The organism is Nonomuraea sp. NPDC059023 (assembly GCF_042740095.1).
Classification (GTDB): Bacteria; Actinomycetota; Actinomycetes; order Streptosporangiales; family Streptosporangiaceae; genus Nonomuraea.
Window position 1 is genome coordinate 109,311 of sequence record NZ_JBHYIO010000034.1, and the last position, 17,031, is coordinate 126,341.

Genomic DNA, 17,031 nt, shown 5'->3' on the forward strand with positions numbered 1-17,031 from the left:
CTGTTGCCGGTGTCAGTGCAGCGAGTCCAGACCGAGCGCTGGTTCGTCCGCCACGGTGTTCCCACGATGATCGAGGGCTACGCCTTCCGGCGTGACGTGCTGCCCAGGATGGTGCCGCCGCTGGCGTTCGTCGCCCTGGTCTCGTTGTTGTGGCTGGTGCCGCTCAAGACCATGGGGTCGGGGCTGTGGCTGCTACTCGGCTGGGTGGTCGTCGTGGCGGCGGCCGTACGCCTGGCCGGGGTGGTCTCGGCCCGGAGGCCGGCGCGCTTCTCGCCCAGGATCACCGTCGTGATCCTGGTCGTCTACGCGCTCATGCCCGTGGCGGTGCCGCTGCTCCAGGTGGTCGTGGACGGCGACGTCACCCCGCCGGCCGGGCGTTGGCTCGGTGTGCTCGGGTTCGTGCTCTTCTTCGCCGCCGCCTTCGCCGCGACCGTGCTGGGCACGACGTACGGCTTCGGCGCGCTGCTGGGCAGGGCGGTCCGGCGTACCCTCTCCGACCTGGGCAACAGCGTTCACCTGCTGGGGCGGGCGCTGCCCGCGCTGTTGTTCGTCACGTTGTTCCTGTTCTTCACCGGTGAGCTGTGGCAGGCCGTCAACCGCCTGGAGTGGTGGCGCCTCGCCCTGGTCGTCGTCCTGTTCGCCTCGGTCGCGGTGCTCGCCTCGGCCTCACGGCTGCGGGAGGAGATCGGCCGGGTCGAGCAGGACTTCAGCGCGTCCAGGCTGGCGTCGGCCTGCCGGAACACGCCGCTGGCCGGGGCGCCGTTCGAGGAGCTGACGCACGACGGGCCGCTGCGCGCGGTGCCGCTCAGCGGCCGTCAGGAACGCAACGTGCTGCTGATGCTCGCCGTCCGCCAGCTCGTGCAGGCGGCGGTGCTGGGTGCGGTGCTGTTCGGCTTCTTTCTCATTCTCGGCCTGCTCATGGTCACTCCGGAGACGGCCGAGCAGTGGATCGGCTCGCGGCCCGTCCCCTCGCCCCTGTTCCCCCTGCTGCCGGTGGCGCTGCTGCGTATCGCGACGCTGTTCGCCGGGTTCGGCAGCATGTACTTCGTCGTCACCTCGATGAGCGACAGCGACCATCGCCGGCAGTTCTTCGCGCCGATCATCGACAAGATCGAGCGGGCCCTGGCGGTACGTGCGGTCTACCTGGCCATCGGCCGGTGAGGAGCCGGTCAGACGGCGACGGGCTTGAGCGGGCTGACCGGCTCCGGCAGGTCCAGGCCACGCTCGGCCCACAACGTACGCATCCTGTCGGGGTAGTCGGTCACCACGCCGGCCACCCCCAGGTCGAGCATGCGCGCGGCCAGGGCGGGGTCGTTGACGGTCCAGACCGCCACGTCGAGCCCGGCGCCGGCGCACTGGGCCATCAGCGCCTCGTCCACCATCACGTGCTCGGGCGAGAGCGTCGTCGCGCCGGCCGCTGAGGCCGCGGCGGGGAGGTCGTCGCCCAGGCAGCCGTGCCAGTGGAGCGTGTCGAGCTCGATCAGCGCGAAGCGCCTGGTGTCCCGCGCCTTCTTCGCGGCGTGGGCGATGATGCGCCAGTCGAAGCTCAGGATCGCCGCGTTGTCCAGGCGGCCGTGCCGGTCGAGCTCGTCCAGGACCAGGTCCGTGAACAACTCGGGGTCGGGGGTCAGCTCGGGGCGCGTCGGGTCCGACTTCAGCTCGACGTGCAGCCGGACGCCGTCGGCCTCGTAGGCGTTGACCAGGCCGAGGACCGCGCCGAGCGTGGGCATCCTGGTGTCGGGGACGGCCACCTGGGTCAGGGCGAAGGGGTCGTCGGGGTGGCGCGGCAGCCGTACGCCGACGTCGAGCATGCGCAGCTGGGCCAGGTTCAGGCCGTTGATGGGCTTGCCCACGTACGGGAAGTCGGGGTCGCCGGCCGTCAGCGGCCGGGTGTCGGCGCTGGTCACGGCGGAGACGGTGAGATCGTGGGTGAGCACCAGCCGCCGGTCGGAGGTGAGCGCCACGTCCAGCTCCAGGGCATGGACCCCGAGCTCCATCGTGCGGCTCAGCCCCGGCAGGGTGTTCTCGGGCCAGAGTCCCCTGGCTCCCCTGTGTCCATGAATCTCGACGCGCACACCGGGGACCATACCCTCCGCCCGTGCCGGTCAGGCGGTGCCACGCCGCGCCGGTGAGATTGCTCGCACCAGGAACTTCCGAGCCAGAAAAGCGGATATATCAACCTAAGCTGGTCTGTCATGAGCGTAGACATCGTACGGGCCTGGGCACGGGGCTGGGCCGTCTCACGCGCCACCAAGCAGCCGGTCGAGGAGCTCTGGGGTCTCCGCGTCGACGTCGGCCTGCCGGGACACGTCGTACGCCACATCCTCCCGAAAGCCTCACCAGCGGTTCTGCGCCACCTGGCGGGAACACTCGACGCACCCGGCACGTGGCTCAAGGTGTGCGCGCCCGCCGAACAGGTCGCGCCCTCGCTCACCCCGGCCTGGTCGGTCCAGGTGCCGGAGTTCATGATGACGGCGCGGCTGCGCCGTACCGAGGTGGCCGCGCCCGGCGGCTACACGCTCGCCGTCGTCCAGCGCGGCCAGGTCGTCACCGCCCGGCTGCTGACCGGCGACGGCGAGGTCGCCGCCCGCGGTCAGCTCGCGCTCACCGGCGCCACCGGCGTCGTCGACCAGGTGGAGACCGCGGCCGGCCACCGCCGCCGCGGGCTCGGCAGCGTCGTGATGAAGGCCCTGTCGTCCGCGGGGGCCGAGCGGGGCGCCACGACGGGCGTCCTGCTGGCCACCGCCGACGGCAGGGCCCTCTACTCCACACTCGGCTGGCGTCTTCACACCGTGGTCACCGCCGCCGTGGTCACAGCCTGACCAGCATCTTGCCGACGTTCCCGCCGCCCAGCACGTCCAGGAACGCCTGCGGAGCCCGCTCGATGCCCTCGGCCACCGTCGACTCGGTACGCAGCGAGCCGTCGGCCAGCCAGCCCGCAGCCTTGCCGATCCACTCGGGGAAGCGGTCGAGGTAGTGGCTGACCAGCATGCCGCGCAGCGTCGCGCTCTTGTGCGCCAGGCTGAACAGGTTCGCCGGGCCCGGCACCGGCTCGGTCGCGTTGTAGCCGCTGATGGCGCCGACCATCGCGATCCGGCCGCCGACCTTGAGCGCGTCGATCGCGGCCACGAGGTGGTCGCCGCCGACGTTGTCGAGGTAGACGTCGATGCCGTCCGGCGCGGCCTGCGCCAGTTGCCCGGCCACCGAGCCGGCCCGGTAGTCGATCCCGACGTCGTACCCGAAGTCGGTCACCAGCCGCTTGGCCTTGAACGGCCCGCCCGCCGAGCCGATCACCCTGGCCGCGCCCAGCTTGCGGGCGAGCTGGCCGGCGACGCTGCCCACGGCCCCGGCGGCCGAGGAGATGAAGACGGTGTCGCCGGGCCGTACCGGGGCGACCTCGGTGAGCGAGACGTAGGCGGTCAGGCCCGTGGTGCCCAGCACGCCCAGATAGGCCTCCTCGGGGGCCAGGTACGGGTCCACGACCGTCGCCTGCGCGGCGTCGACCACGGCGTATTCGCGCCAGCCCAGGAAGTGCACCACGGTGGCGCCCACCGGGATCTCCGGGACGCGTGAGTCCACCACCTCGCCCACGGCCGAGCCGTCCAGCGGCTGCCCGATCTGGAACGGCGGGATGTAGGACTCCACGTCGTCCATGCGGCCCCGCATGTAGGGGTCCACGGACATCCACGTGTTGCGCACCAGGACCTGGCCCGCGCCGATCTGCGGGACGTCGGTCGTGGCCAGTTCGAAGTCACGCAGCTCCGGCTCTCCGGAGGGACGGACGGCCAGGCGGATCTCGCGGTTCATGACATTCTCCTCAAGGGTGTCGAGCAGTCGCTCGGCTTCGCTGTCTTCGGGGTTCTCGTGGTCGCGGAAGAGCACCGGCTCGCCGGCGCGGACGGCGCCGAGGCAGGCGAAGACCGGCTCCAGGTGCTCGACGGCCCGCCGTCCGCCCGACCCGCCGCCGTAGGCCACGAACGCGACGGGCTTGCCCCGCCACTCCTCGCGGTACCAGTCGATGGCGTTCTTGAGCGAGGCGGGATAACTGTGGTTGTACTCGGGCGTGACGATCACGAACGCCTCCGCCCGCGCGAGCCAAGGCCGCAGATCCCGTACGGCCGGCGGCTCCGGACCCCCTTCCTCCGGCAGCACCGTGGGCAGCCACGCCTCGGCCAGGTCGATCACGTCGACCTCCAGGCCGGACCGCCGGCCGGCGCGCTCCTGGATCCACTTCGCCGCCGTGGGCCCGAACCGGCCCTGCCGTACGCTCCCGATGATGATCGCGACCCGCATCTCCGCCTCCTCTCCCGTGTCGCTGTGGGTCCACTGTGCGCCGGGTCCCGCACGGACGGCTGGGGGTCGCCTGGGGGTCCGCTGGGGGTAGCGTGACCTGGTGCGATTTGGTGTGCTTGGCCCGCTCTCGGTGTGGGCCGACGACGGTGAACCGGTCCGCGTGCCCGAGCTGAAGGTGCGCGCGCTTCTGGCCGACCTGCTGGTCCACGAGGGCCGCCCGGTCCCCGCCGACCGCCTGGCCGACGACCTGTGGGGCGAGGACCCGCCCGGCAACCCCGCCAACACCCTGCAGACCAAGGTCTCCCAGCTACGCCGCGTCGTGGGCCGCGACCTCGTCCGGTACGAGCCCGCCGGGTACGTCCTGCGCGCCCCGGACGTGGACGCCCTCGCCTTCGCCCGCCTGCTCACGCGCGCCCGCGCCGAGGACGACCCGCGCGCCCGCGCCGCCCTGCTGGCCGACGCCCTGTCCCTGTGGCGCGGTCCCGCCTACGCCGACTTCCGCGACGAGGAGTTCGCCCGCGCCGCCGCCGCCCGCCTCGACGAGCAGCGCCTGACGGCCCTGGAAGAGCACGCCGAGGTACGGCTGGCGCTGGGCGAGCACACCCGGCTGGCCGACGAGCTGTCCGAGCCGGTCGCCGATTATCCGCTGCGCGAGCGGCTGCGTGCCGTCCACCTGCGTGCCCTGTACCGGGCGGGGCGCCAGACCGAGGCGCTGGCCGGCTACACGGCGCTGCGCGAGCGGCTGGCCGACGAGCTGGGCGTGGACCCCGGGCCGGAGCTGGTGGAGCTCTACCAGTCCATCCTCCGTCAGGACCCGGCCCTGGCCCCCGCCCCCACCCCCGCCACCTCCTCCGCCCGCCCCCGCACCAACCTCCCCACCCCCCTCACCCCCTTGATCGGCCGAGAGACAGCCGTGACCCAGATCCGGGCCCTCCTGGGCGACGTGGGTGCCGCGCCGTCCGCGCTATCCGGGCCGTCCGCGCCGTCCGAGGGCACCGGGTCTTCCAGGGGTGCGGGCTCTTCTGGGGGTGCGGGCTCTTCTGGGCGTGCCGGGTCCTCTGGGGACGCCGGGGCCTCTGGGGGTGCCGGGTCCTTTGGAGGTGTGGGGTCTTCTGGGGGTGGCGGTGGGTCACGGCTGGTCACGTTGACGGGGCCCGGCGGGGTGGGGAAGACGCGGCTCGCGCTGGCCGCCGCCGCATCCCGCGAGAACGCCTGGCTGGTGGAGCTCGCCGGGCTGAGCGCCGAGGATCCGGCGGCCGTCGCCGAGGTGGTGGCCGACGTTCTGGACGTGCGGGACGAGGCGGTGGCCCGCTCCGGCCGGGCCGCGCTGCCCGAGCGCCTGGCCGACGCCCTGAGCGGCCGCGAGCTCCTCCTGGTCCTGGACAACTGCGAGCACCTCGTCGAGCCGGTGGCCGAGCTGGTGAACCTGCTGCTGCGTACCGCTCCGGGCCTCCGGGTGCTGGCCACGAGCCAGGAGCCGCTGGCCATTCCCGGCGAGGCCGTGTACCCGGTGTCCCCGCTGGCCACGCCCGACGCCCTGAGCCTGTTCGCCGCCCGCGCGGGCGTGACGCCGGACGCGGACACTCTGCCGTGGGCCGAGGCGATCTGCCGCCGTCTGGACGGCCTGCCGCTGGCGCTCGAACTGGCCGCGGCCCGCGTGCGCGCGCTCGGCGTGCGAGGGGTGGCCGAACACCTCGACGACCGCTTCCGGCTGCTGTCGGGAACCACCCGCGGCCTGCCGGCCCGTCAGCGAACCCTGCGCGCGGTGATCGACTGGAGCTGGGAGCAGCTCACCCCACCGCAGCAGGAGGCGCTCACCGCCCTGGCCGTCCACCCGGGCGGCTGCACGCTGGAGGCCGCCGGGATCGGCGCCGACCTCGTCGACCAGCTCGTCAACCGGTCGATGGTCGTCGCCGAGCCGCCGCGCTACCGGCTGCTGGAGAGCATCGCCGCCTACTGCCTGGAGCGCCTGGCGCCGGACGACCCGCTGTTCGCCCGGCGCGACGCCTACTACACCGGCCTCGCCGACCGCGCCCGCCCCCACCTGTACGGCCACGCCCAGCGGGAATGGCTGGCCAGGCTCGACGAGGAGATGACCAACCTGCGCGCCGTGGACACGGGCGAGCGGCTGGCCTGGTACCTGTACCTGCGCGGGCGGCACACCGAGGCCTACCGCCTGACCAGGGGGACCGCCTGGGAGCCGGGATTCGCGATGTTGCTCGGCCTGCCGTACCGGGAAGGGGGCGGTGCGGAGGGCGCCCGGTCGCGGTGGTTCACCGCGCACGCCCACCTGCACCTGGGCGACGTCGCCAAGGCCGGGCCGCTGATCGACGGGGCGCTGGCCGACTTCCGCGCCACGGGCGACCGGTGGGGTGAGGCGGCGGCGCTGATGGGACGGGCCAAGCAGGCGATCTTCCAGGGCGAGTTCGCGCGGGCCGCGCGCAGCGGCGCGGAGAGCCTGGAGATCTTCACCGAGCTGGGGGACCAGTGGGGCCGGCTTCAGGCCAACGACCAGCTCGGCTACCTGGCCGAGATCGGCGGCGACTACGAGCGCGCCGCGGCCCTGCACCGGGAGGGTCTGCGGATCGCCGAGGATCTGCGGTTGTGGACGGACGTGTCCTATCGGCTGTCCAGCCTGGGGCGGATCGCGCTGCTGACGGGGGAGCTGGAGCGGTCGCGGGAGTTCCACGAGCGGGGGATGCGGCTGGCGGCCGAGCAGTCGAACCGGTTCGCGGAGGAGTTCGCGCGGGTGGGGCTGGGGCTGGTGGCCCGGCGCTCCGGTGACCTGGACGAGGCGGAGCGCCTGTTCCAGGCCTCGCTGGAGTGGAACCGCCGCCTGGAGGCCGACTACGATGTGCCCTTCTACGGGGTGACGCTGATCCTGGCCGAGCTGGGGTTCGCCGCCGAGTCGCGCGGCGCCGCCGTACCGGCGAGGGAACTGCACGAGCAGGGGCTGCGGGCCGCACGCGCGCTCGGCGACCCGCGCTCGGTGGCGCTCGCGCTGGAGGGACTGGCCGGAGTGGCCGTTCTGGAGGGAGAGCCTTCGCGGGCCCTTGACCTGCTGGACGAGGCGGCCGAGCTGCGCGCCTCGGTCGGCGCTCCGCTCCCACCGGCCGAGCGCGGCGACGTGGACCGCATCAGGAAAGCCGCCACGCGCTGACGGAAGGCCACGTCAGCAAGCCCGCGGAAGCGCGGTCGTGAAGGGTTGCGCAGCCGTGAAGGGTTGCGGGGAGCGCGGTTGTGAAGGGGGCGCGGGTGGCGCCCCCTCGCGAGGTCACACCAGCGAGCGCAGCGAGATCGTCTGGTCGCGGCCGGGGCCGACGCCGATCGCGGAGATGGGCGCGCCGCTCATCTCCTCCAGCGTGCGCACGTACGCCTGCGCGTTGGGCGGCAGGTCGTCGAACGTCTTGGCCCCCGTGATGTCCTCCTGCCAGCCGGGGAACTCCTCGTAGATCGGCTTGGCGTGGTGGAAGTCGGTCTGCGTCATCGGGATCTCGTCGTGGCGCTCGCCGTCCACGTCGTAGGCGACGCAGACCGGGATGCGCTCCAGGCCCGACAGCACGTCGAGCTTGGTGAGGAAGAAGTCGGTGACGCCGTTGATGCGGGTGGCGTAGCGGGCGATGACCGCGTCGAACCAGCCGGTGCGGCGGTTGCGGCCGGTGGTGACGCCGTACTCGCCGCCGGTGGTGCGCAGCCAGTCGCCCATCGCGTCCTCGAGCTCGGTCGGGAACGGCCCGGAGCCCACGCGCGTGGTGTACGCCTTGAGGATGGCGATGACCTTGGTCAGGCGCTGCGGCGGGATGCCGGAGCCCGCGCACGCGCCGCCGCTCGTCGGCGAGGAGGAGGTCACGAACGGGTAGGTGCCGTGGTCGATGTCCAGCAGCGTGCCCTGACCGCCCTCCAGCAGCACGAACTTGCCCTCGTCGAGCGCCTTCGACAACACGAGCGAGGTGTCGGCGATGTGCGGCTTGAGGCGCTCGGCGTAACCGAGGTACTCCTCCAGCACCTGGGCGTGGTCGAGACCGCGCCGGTTGTAGATCTTGGTGAGGATCTGGTTCTTCTCGTTGAGCGCGACCTCGATCTTCGCCGACAGGATGCCCGGGTCGAGCAGGTCCTGGACCCTGATGCCCACCCGGTAGATCTTGTCCCCGTACGCGGGCCCGATGCCGCGGCCGGTCGTGCCGATCTTGGCCTTGCCCAGGTAGCGCTCGCTCACCTTGTCCAGGGCCTTGTGGTGGGGCATGATCAGGTGCGCGTTCGCCGAGATCAGCAGGCGGTCCGCGGACACGCCCCGCTCCGCGAGCGCGTCGATCTCCTGGAGCAGGACGCCCGGGTCGATCACCACGCCGTTGCCGATGACCGGCACCACGTTCGGCGACAGGATGCCCGTGGGCACCAGGTGGAGCGCGTACTTCTGGTCGCCGATGACGATCGTGTGGCCCGCGTTGTTGCCGCCCTGGTAGCGGACGACATACTCAACGGCGTCGCCGAGCAGGTCAGTGGCCTTTCCCTTGCCCTCATCGCCCCACTGGGCGCCCAAGACAACGACAGCCGGCATGGTTCTATCTCCCCAGCACACGGCGATGGATCCGCGGCGCAGAGACTGCGAGCGGGCACGCCAATAGACACGGAAACCCCTGGCGCAAGCGCGACAGGGGCTCTTGCGTAGAGAGACTACCCGATTGGGCTATTCGTCCCCAAGGCTCACTTGGCCAGCGCGTCGTAAGCGGCGGGGTCGCTGTCCTTGAGGAACTGCATGCACCGCTCGGCCTCGTCCTTCTCGCCGATCGACTGGGCCGCGCGCGCGAGCGAGTACAGGCAGCGCAGGAAACCCTGGTTGGGCACGTGCTCCCAGGGAATCGGGCCGTGGCCCTTCCAGCCGTTGCGGCGCAACTGGTCGAGACCGCGATGGTAGCCGGTCCTGGCGAAGGCGTATGAGGTGACCGCGTGACCCTTTGCGAAGTACTCCTCCGCGAGAGCCGCCCATGCCGCCGGGTAGGCGGGGAAACGGGCGGCCACGTCGGCGGCCTTGGCACCGGCCTCGAGCGCCTGCCTGGCCTCGGTCAGATCCGGCAGGAGGGTCGGGGGCGGCCCGGCGAGAAGGTTATCCATACAAACAGTCATACCCGCCGGGCCACTCGTGTGACTAGGCGATCTTCGTGCCGGCGGACTTCAGGTCCTGGCACGCCTGCGCCACCCGGGCCGCCATGGCCGCCTCGGCCGACTTGCCGTAGGAGCGCGGGTCGTAGACCTTCTTGTTGCCGACGTCGCCGTCGACCTTGAGCACGCCGTCGTAGTTGGTGAACATGTGCGCGGCGATGGGGCGGGTGAAGGCGTACTGCGTGTCGGTGTCGATGTTCATCTTCACCACGCCGTAGGCGATCGCCTCGTGGATCTCCTCCAGCGCCGAGCCGGAGCCGCCGTGGAAGACCAGGTCGAACGGCTTGTCCTTGCCGTACTTGGCGCCGACCGCGTCCTGGATGTCCTTCAGCACCGGCGGGCGCAGCTTCACGTGGCCGGGCTTGTAGACGCCGTGGACGTTGCCGAAGGTCGCGGCCAGCATGTACCGGCCCTGCTCGCCGATGCCGACCGCCTCGGCCGTGGCCAGCGCGTCGTCGGTCGTGGTGTAGAGCTTCTCGTTGATCTCGCCGACGACGCCGTCCTCCTCGCCGCCGACCACGCCGATCTCCATCTCCATGATGATGTTGGCGCGGTGGCACTTGTCGAGGAGCTCCTTGGCGATCTCCAGGTTCTCCTCCAGCGGTACGGCGGAGCCGTCCCACATGTGCGACTGGAACAGCGGGTCCAGTCCCTTGGACACGCGCTCCAGCGAGATGTCGACCAGCGGTCGCATGAAGCCGTCGAGCTTGTCCTTCGGGCAGTGGTCGGTGTGCAACGCCACGGTCACCGGGTACTTGGCGGCGACCACGCGGGCGTACTCGGCCAGGGCGCTCGCGCCGATGACCATGTCCTTCACGGTGGCGCCGGACAGGAACTCGGCGCCGCCGGTGGACACCTGGACGATGCCGTCGCTCTCGGCCTCGGCGAAGCCGCGCAACGCGGCGTTCAACGTCTGGGAAGAGGTCACATTGATCGCCGGGTAGGCGAATCCGCCTGCTTTGGCCCGGTCGAGCATCTGCGCGTAGACCTCTGGGGTGGCGATGGGCATGATTCATCTCCTAGAACGTTCGGCTTCGCGGTGCCCAGTATCGCGGCTCGCCAACCCCCGTGGTAGTGACACCGCCCGGTAAGCTCCACTGCGTGGACTGGCTTCTCAATCTCCTCGACCCGACATGGTGGCTGACCATCCTCGGGGCGTTCGCCACGGTCGGCGTGCTGGCGATCATTTTCGCCGAGACCGGCCTGCTGCTCGGCTTCTTCCTGCCGGGCGACTCTCTGCTGGTGGCCGCCGGGATCTTCAGCTCCGCCTCGGTGGCCGTGGGGATGGGCATCGAGCCGATCTCGCTGCCGGTCCTGCTGATCGGGACGCCGCTGTGCGCGATCGCGGGCGCGCAGCTCGGCCACTTCCTGGGGATGAAGTTCGGCAGGAAGATGTTCGACAAACCCAACTCGCGGCTCTTCAAGAAGGAGCACGTCCTCAGGGCGGAGGAGTTCTTCGAGAAGTTCGGCCCGGCGAAGGCCGTGGTGCTGGCGCGGTTCGTGCCGATCGTGCGCACGTTCATGAACCCGGTCGCCGGCGTGCTGGAGATGAGCCCCAAGCGGTTCTTCATGTGGAACGTCATCGGCGGCCTCGTCTGGACCGAGGGCCTGATCCTGCTCGGCTACTTCCTGGGCAGCAAGGTCGACCCCAAGCAGATCGACAAGTACATCCTGCCGGGCGTGTTCCTCATCGTCTTCATCTCCCTGATCCCGATCATCGTCGAGTTCGTGAAGGGCCGGCGGGCGGCAAAGGCGCTGCCAACGCCCAACGGCAAACACCACAGGGTCAACACGAAGCACTAAGGGCAAGACGAGGTTACCAACGGGTACGCTCCGGTGTGTGGGACGCCACAGGACAGACCCGATGGGCCTCGCGAGGCTCGCGCTCGCCGTGCTCGCGGTCGCGCTCGTGGTGGCGCTGGTCGTGGTCGGCGCGCGGGCCCTGCTCGGCGCGCTCGACACCCCGGAGCCCGTCTCCGCCGACCGTGGCACGGCCACGCCCACCGCGAGCGCGCAGGTGCCGACGGTGCGCATCGAGTGCGTGGCCGAGACCTGCCCGCTCGTCACGGTCCGGGTGCCCGGCGGCGACGTGCTCCAGTACCGCGACATGAGCAGGGGCGAAGAGGTCAGCTACTTCGAGCCCGAGCTGTCGGTCGTGCTCTCCGACGCGGGCACCGTACGCGTGGCGGAGAACGGCAGGGCGCGCGCCCCCGGGAAGGCGGGCGAGCGCGAGGCGTTCACGGTACGCGGCGGTCCGTGACTCAGATGCCGCACTCCGCCGCCGTGTAGGCGTAGCGGTACTCCAGGCCCTCCTCGGCCAGCCGGGGAGCCGCGCCGCGCTCGACGATCGTGACCACGGCCACGACCTCGGCGCCCTCCTCGCGCAGCGCCTCGACCGCGGTCATGACCGAACCGCCGGTGGTCGAGGTGTCCTCCAGGGCCAGCACCCGCCGGCCCTTGACGTCGGGACCCTCGATACGGCGCTGCAGCCCGTGCACCTTCTGCGCCTTGCGCACCACGAACGCGTCCAGCGTGCGTCCGCGCGCCGCGGCGGCGTGCAGCATCGCGGCGGCCACCGGGTCGGCGCCCAGCGTCAGCCCGCCCACGGCGTCGTAGCCGAGGTCCGCGGTCAGCTCCAGCAGCACCTGGCCGACCAGCGGCGCGGCGACGCCGTCGAGCGTGATCCGGCGCAGGTCGAGATAGCTGTCGGCCTCCTGTCCCGACGACAGGATGACCTTGCCGTGCACCACGGCCTTGTTCTTGATCTCGGCAAGCAGCTTCTCGCGATCCGTCATGGGTCCAAGCTTAAGGTTCGCAGCAGGGTGAGAGCCTGCTCGTAACCGTCGGGCAGCCGGTTGACCGAGACCCTGAACACCTCCAGCGGGGTCAGCCGCGGGACCAGCGCCGGTCCCGCCCTGGCCAGCGCGCCCACCCGGGCGGGCGAGAGCTGCGCAAGCGTCTCGTCGCCGGCGAAGGCCTCCCGCGCCGCCCCCGCCAGCGCGAGCATCGCCGCCAGCCGTCCCGCCAGGTCCCCCGGCCGCTCGTACGGCTCGGCCACCACCAGCCGGTGCTGCGCGGCGAGCGAGCCCCGGTATACCTCGGCCAGCCGGGTACGCAGGTAGGTCATCGTGGCCAGCCCGGTGAACGGGTCCTCGCAGCAGAGCCCGTTCACCGGCGCGAAGCTCGCCTCGGTCCAGCCCACGGCGAAGGATCGCGCGGCGGTGAACGGCGGCTCGCCGAGCCCGAGCGCGGTGAAGAGCGCGGCGAGGTCGTTCATGCCCTCGCCGATGCCCACCCCCGCCCGTGCCCGTGCGCCCCCGAGCGCGGCGCACGCGCGGATCAGGTCGTGGCCCCTGTTCACGGCCTTGATCGCGTGTTCGACCGCCGGCGTCCACCAGTCCTCGGGCAGGGACCAGCCGGCCTCCAGGCTCCTCTTGCGCCAGCGCGAGCGCAGTGATCCTGGAATGTCCTCGTCCATCTGTCCTCCGAAAGGGTTTCAAAGGCAAAGACGCGCTTTCGGGTTAGTCATGACGCGGAATGCGGAATGATTCGCCGGGGCAACCCCGCGTAATCGTGAGGTCACTATGAGTGTCGAATCGCCGCAAAGCGATGCAGATCTACTCGAAGCGGTACGAGGCGGCAACGCCGCCGCCTATGGCGTGCTCTACGAACGCCACGTCGTCGCCGCCCGAGCCCTCGCCCGCCAGCTCGTGCGGGGGGAAACGGACGTCGAGGACGTGGTCGCCGAGTCCTTCACCAAGATCCTCGACTTGGTGGGGCGCGGCGGCGGTCCCGACGCCGGGTTCCGGCCGTACCTGCTGACGGTCGTGCGCCGGACGGTCTACGACCGCGGCCGGGTCGAGAGCCGCCAGGTCAGCACCGGCGAGATCGAGCTGTTCGACCCCGGGGTGCCCTTCGTCGACCCCGCCCTCACCGGGCTGGAGAAGTCGCTGATCTCCCGCGCGTTCCTGTCGCTGCCCGATCGCTGGCGTACCGTCCTGTGGCACACCGAGGTGGAGGACTCCAAGGCCGCCGAGGTCGGCCCGCTGCTCGGGCTGTCGGCCAACGGCGTCGCCGCCCTGGCCTACCGGGCCCGCGAGGGGCTGCGGCAGGCGTACCTGCAGATGCATCTGGCCGCCTCGCCACAGCAGGCCTGCCGTCCGGTGCTCGGCAAGATGGGCGCCTACGTCAGGGGCGGCCTGGCCAGGCGCGACTCCAAGTCGGTCGACGACCACGTCAGCGGCTGCGCCGAGTGCAACTCGGTGCTGCTGGAGCTCACCGACGTCAACCGCGGGCTGCGCGTCATCGTCGGACCGCTCTTCGTCGGCCCGGTCTTCGCCGGGTACCTGGCCGCGCTGGCCAAGGCGAGTGCGGCGGCGGGCGGCGCCGGCGCGGGCATCATCCACGCGATCGGCTGGATCCGGCGCGCGCCCAAGAGCCAGCAAGCGGCCGTCGCCGGAACCGCGGCGGCCGCGGTGGCCGTCGCCGCCTTCCTCCTGGTCTCGGGAGAGGAACCGATCAAGAAGCCCCCGGTGGCCGCGGCGCCGAGCCCCACCAGCCAGCCGTCCCCGGCCGTCGAGCCGCCCAGCGAGAAACCGGCCAGGAAACCCGAGCCCGAACCCACCCCCACGCCCACGCCGACCACCTCCAAGCCCGGCAGGGCCAAGCTGTCGGCGACCATCGGCGCGCTCGGCTCCCTGGTACGCGCCCAGCCCGGCATCATCGGCATCCGCCTGCGCAACGCAGGCAAAGGCCCCAGCGACGAACTCGCCGCCACCGTCGCCCTGCCGGAAGGGGTCACGCTCATCACCACCGGCGGCAGCAGGGGCAGCTCAGTCACCGCGGTCAAACCGGTCGGCACGGTCGACGGCTGGTCGTGCAAGGTCGCCCGGAGCGGCGCCCAGTGCGTACGGCGGCCGCTCAAGGGCGGGTCGGCGACGGCGGTCTTCCTGCGCGTACGGGTGGCCGCCTCGGCTCCGGAAGGCGCCGGGCCCGCGGTCCGGATCAAGGCGGGCGGCGTGCAGGTCAAGGCGGTCTCGCCGATCGGGGTCCGCGAGGACGGCGCGCCCGCGCGCTTCGCCACCGACGGCAAGGTCGTGGTCAGGGCGGTCGGCAACGCGCTGCTCACCTGCCCGCCCAGCCGCCAGGGCTGCCCGGAGGCGCTGCGCAGGCAGGGGCAGCGGCGCGACAACGACCTGTGGACCATGCAGCCGCTCGACCGTGACCAGGTGGCGAGCACCAAGGCGTCGAGCGCGGCCAGGCTCGACCTGCCGGCCGGCGGGCAGATCGTGTGGGCCGGGCTCTACTGGTCGGCCAGCACCAAGACGGCGGGGCCGATCAAGTTCCGGCCGGCCGGGCGGGACGGGTACGTGAAGATCCGGCCGAACCAGGTCATGGCGCGCGAGCTGCCGGTGGGGCCCGCCTACCAGGCGTTCGCGGACGTGACCGGGCTGGTCAGCAGCAGCAAGAAGAAGGGGATGTGGTGGGCGGCGGACGCACCCATGAAGCCGGGGATCTCGCAGCATGCCGGGTGGAGCCTGGTGGTGATCGCGACCGATCCGGCGCAGCCGTACAGTCAGGCGGTCGTGCTCGACACGGCCACGCAGATCGGCGGGGAGAAGGACGCGGCGGGACGGCTCGACGTGCCGCTGGGCGGACTGATCCCGGCGGCGGCCCCCGCGCGGCTGGAGCTCGTCACGTGGGAGGGCGACGCGGACCTGTCCGGCGACAAGGTCTCGCTCGGCGGCGCGGCGATGGTGCCGGAGGCGGGCGGGCGGGACGCGGGCAACACGTTCGACGGGTCGTCGAACGGGGCGAACGGGCTCACGTTCGGTGTCGATGTGGATACCTTCAGTGCTGAGCTGGGGGAGCGGCCGCGGCTGAGCATCGTCTCCAGAAGGGATGCGGTGTTGTTCGGTGTCGCGGCGGTTAGTGTCCGCGCACGGTCGTGACCGTGAACGGGACAGACTGGTACGGTTCGCGTAAATCCTCTGGCGTAACGTCGGGCGAGGGCGGAATCGTCGGGATTAACCCTCGCACGATCATTGGCTTCATTACCCTGGTAAAGGGCCGCCGAGTCCGGCTCTGACGGTGCAGAGCCAGAAGGTCGGGCCACCTAGAAAGGGGCGGTGTCGCGTGGATCGCTGCGCGCTGTTCGTGGACGCTGGCTATCTGCTGGCAGACGGCGCGATGGCCGTTCATGGGACTCGCCATCGCGAAGCGGTTTCCTGGGATTACCCCGGCCTGCTGCAGCTCATGACGAACCTGTCACGCGAGCGCACGGGTCTGCCGTTGCTGCGTTGCTACTGGTACGAGGCGACCGTCGAGGGCCGCCGCACGCCCGAGCACGACGCGCTCGCCGACATCCCCGGCCTGAAGCTGCGGCTGTCGCGCATCAGGCCGGGCCGCCGCGAGGGCGTCGACGCGCAGGTCCACCGCGACCTGATGACGCTGGCCCGCAACAGCGCGATCTGCGACGCCGTCGTGGTCAGCGGCGACGAGGACCTCGCCCAGGTCGTCTGCGACGCCCAGGACCTGGGCATCAGGGTGACCGTCGTGCACATCACCGCCGACGGCAGTTGGGCGGTCTCCCGGACGCTGCGCCAGGAGAGCGACGACCTCATCGAGATCGGCGGCGGCCACCTGCGCCCGTACGTCAACCTGGTGACCGGCTCCGCCGAGGCCGCCAACGGCCACCAGCCGGTCAGCAACGGCCAGGCCGCGCACGCCTCCCTGCCGCCCTCGCCGCCGCCGTCGCCGTCGCTGCCTCCGGCCCAGAGCACGATCCCCGCGCAGCCGTCGGCGCCGCCCCAGCCGAGCCCGGCCGCCCCCGCCTCGCCCGGCAACCGCCCGCCGTCGCTGCCCACCTACACCTACCAGCCCGAACCCCCGTCCCCGCCCCAGCAGCCGACCCCGCCGCAGCCGTCCGCGGCTCCCGTCACCGGCCCCATCCAGGCGCAGCCGCCGTCCGCCGGCCAGTACGGGGCGCCGTCGTCCTACCAGCAGCCGTCCCAGCTCGGCCCCTACACGGGCCCGCAGCCAGCCCCGGTCTCACCGACCCCGGCCGCGACCGGGGGCGCCACGACGCTGGCCGACGCGGTGAAGGCCGCGCACCGCGAGGGACACGACTTCGGCGAGTCGGTGGCCAGGGACGCGCCCGCGTTGTGGCTGGAGGCGGTGCTGGCCCGCAAACCCCGCATGCCGTCCGACCTGGAGGCCCGGCTGCTGCAGGGCTCCTCCCTCCCGATCGACTTCCTCCTCCACGACGAAGTCCGCCACGCGCTCCGCCGCGGCTTCTGGGACGCCCTGGAACGCGCCCGCCACTGACTTCTGCTGAAAAATCCGTCCGGTCGTGTCCATCCCGTCCGGTGCCCGCACGCACCGTGCGGGCCTTTTGCTTCTCCTTGGTGGCTGTTGCTTCTTCGTGCGGGCCGTTGCTTCTCCGTGCGGGCCGTTGCTTCTTCATGCGGGCCGTTGCTTCTTCGTGCGGGTCCTGCTTTCCGTGCGGGTCTTGCTTTTCCGTTACGGCCAGCCCCGCCCCCGCCACCCGCCGACGCGGGCTGGCGCAGGTCGGGGGGA

At 71.8% G+C, this 17,031-nt stretch carries 14 protein-coding genes and 1 pseudogene; 7 read left to right on the forward strand and 8 right to left on the reverse strand.

Annotated features, from left to right (window positions below; genetic code table 11):
* Nucleotides 1-9 precede the first annotated feature (9 nt).
* On the forward strand, nt 10-1,161 hold the full coding sequence (locus ACFWYW_RS42835) for a hypothetical protein (protein WP_379611249.1): 1,152 nt from the start codon (nt 10-12) through the stop codon (nt 1,159-1,161).
* A gap of 8 nt (nt 1,162-1,169) precedes the next feature.
* Here ACFWYW_RS42835 and ACFWYW_RS42840 read toward each other — a convergent pair whose 3' ends face one another.
* On the reverse strand, nt 1,170-2,075 hold the full coding sequence (locus ACFWYW_RS42840; RefSeq protein WP_379611250.1) for a glycerophosphodiester phosphodiesterase family protein: 906 nt from the start codon (nt 2,073-2,075) through the stop codon (nt 1,170-1,172).
* A 120-nt stretch (nt 2,076-2,195) separates the two neighbouring features.
* On the opposite strand from ACFWYW_RS42840, the gene ACFWYW_RS42845 reads away from it, so the two are divergent.
* The gene (locus tag ACFWYW_RS42845) at nt 2,196-2,822 is read left to right on the forward strand and encodes a GNAT family N-acetyltransferase (protein WP_379611251.1); all 627 of its coding nucleotides are present in this window, start codon (nt 2,196-2,198) and stop codon (nt 2,820-2,822) included.
* Here ACFWYW_RS42845 and ACFWYW_RS42850 read toward each other — a convergent pair.
* Together ACFWYW_RS42850 and ACFWYW_RS42855 are read right to left on the reverse strand one after the other, a co-directional pair.
* Complete coding sequence (locus ACFWYW_RS42850; RefSeq protein WP_379611435.1) at nt 2,812-3,807, reverse strand: NADP-dependent oxidoreductase; 996 nt, start codon at nt 3,805-3,807, stop codon at nt 2,812-2,814. The two genes, ACFWYW_RS42845 and ACFWYW_RS42850, sit on opposite strands and share 11 nt — an antisense overlap.
* 78 nt (nt 3,808-3,885) lie before the next feature.
* A pseudogene (locus tag ACFWYW_RS42855) lies at nt 3,886-4,293 on the reverse strand (NADPH-dependent FMN reductase); the annotation flags it as partial.
* Between the two features lie 100 nt (nt 4,294-4,393).
* On the opposite strand from ACFWYW_RS42855, the gene ACFWYW_RS42860 reads away from it, so the two are divergent.
* A complete protein-coding gene (locus ACFWYW_RS42860; protein WP_379611252.1) occupies nt 4,394-7,453 on the forward strand; it encodes a BTAD domain-containing putative transcriptional regulator in 3,060 nt (1,019 codons plus the stop codon).
* Nucleotides 7,454-7,567: 114 nt separating this feature from the next.
* Here the strand turns inward: ACFWYW_RS42860 and ACFWYW_RS42865 are convergent, their stop codons facing one another.
* The 3 genes from ACFWYW_RS42865 to fbaA form a co-directional block, all read right to left on the reverse strand.
* Nucleotides 7,568-8,851, reverse strand: a complete 1,284-nt coding sequence (locus ACFWYW_RS42865) for an adenylosuccinate synthase (RefSeq protein WP_379611253.1) — start codon at nt 8,849-8,851, stop codon at nt 7,568-7,570.
* 146 nt (nt 8,852-8,997) lie between these two features.
* Entirely contained in the window at nt 8,998-9,405 is a 408-nt protein-coding gene (locus tag ACFWYW_RS42870) for a DUF3151 domain-containing protein (protein WP_379611254.1), read from the reverse strand.
* A 34-nt stretch (nt 9,406-9,439) separates the two neighbouring features.
* Complete coding sequence (gene fbaA, locus ACFWYW_RS42875) at nt 9,440-10,462, reverse strand: class II fructose-bisphosphate aldolase (protein ID WP_379611256.1); 1,023 nt, start codon at nt 10,460-10,462, stop codon at nt 9,440-9,442.
* Nucleotides 10,463-10,554: 92 nt separating this feature from the next.
* On the opposite strand from fbaA, the gene ACFWYW_RS42880 reads away from it, so the two are divergent.
* A complete protein-coding gene (locus ACFWYW_RS42880; protein WP_379611257.1) occupies nt 10,555-11,256 on the forward strand; it encodes a DedA family protein in 702 nt (233 codons plus the stop codon).
* Between the two features lie 61 nt (nt 11,257-11,317).
* Nucleotides 11,318-11,713 carry a hypothetical protein gene (locus ACFWYW_RS42885; protein WP_379611258.1) on the forward strand — a complete coding sequence of 132 codons (396 nt, stop codon included), beginning with the start codon at nt 11,318-11,320 and terminating at the stop codon, nt 11,711-11,713.
* 1 nt (nt 11,714) lies between these two features.
* On the opposite strand, the gene ACFWYW_RS42890 is transcribed toward ACFWYW_RS42885, so the two are convergent.
* Both ACFWYW_RS42890 and ACFWYW_RS42895 read right to left on the reverse strand, forming a co-directional pair.
* Nucleotides 11,715-12,248, reverse strand: coding sequence for an orotate phosphoribosyltransferase (locus ACFWYW_RS42890; protein WP_379611259.1), 534 nt, complete (start codon nt 12,246-12,248; stop codon nt 11,715-11,717).
* Nucleotides 12,245-12,931: a hypothetical protein gene (locus ACFWYW_RS42895; RefSeq protein WP_379611261.1), complete on the reverse strand. Its 687-nt coding sequence runs from the start codon at nt 12,929-12,931 to the stop codon at nt 12,245-12,247. The genes ACFWYW_RS42890 and ACFWYW_RS42895 overlap by 4 nt, the downstream gene beginning before the upstream one ends.
* Nucleotides 12,932-13,037: 106 nt before the next feature.
* Between ACFWYW_RS42895 and ACFWYW_RS42900 the strand changes: the two genes are divergently transcribed.
* A complete protein-coding gene (locus ACFWYW_RS42900) occupies nt 13,038-15,404 on the forward strand; it encodes a sigma-70 family RNA polymerase sigma factor (RefSeq protein WP_379611262.1) in 2,367 nt (788 codons plus the stop codon).
* 184 nt (nt 15,405-15,588) lie between these two features.
* Nucleotides 15,589-16,779 (forward strand): NYN domain-containing protein, encoded by a 1,191-nt coding sequence (locus tag ACFWYW_RS42905; RefSeq protein ID WP_379611263.1) that lies wholly within the window; start codon nt 15,589-15,591, stop codon nt 16,777-16,779.
* Nucleotides 16,780-17,031 lie beyond the last annotated feature (252 nt).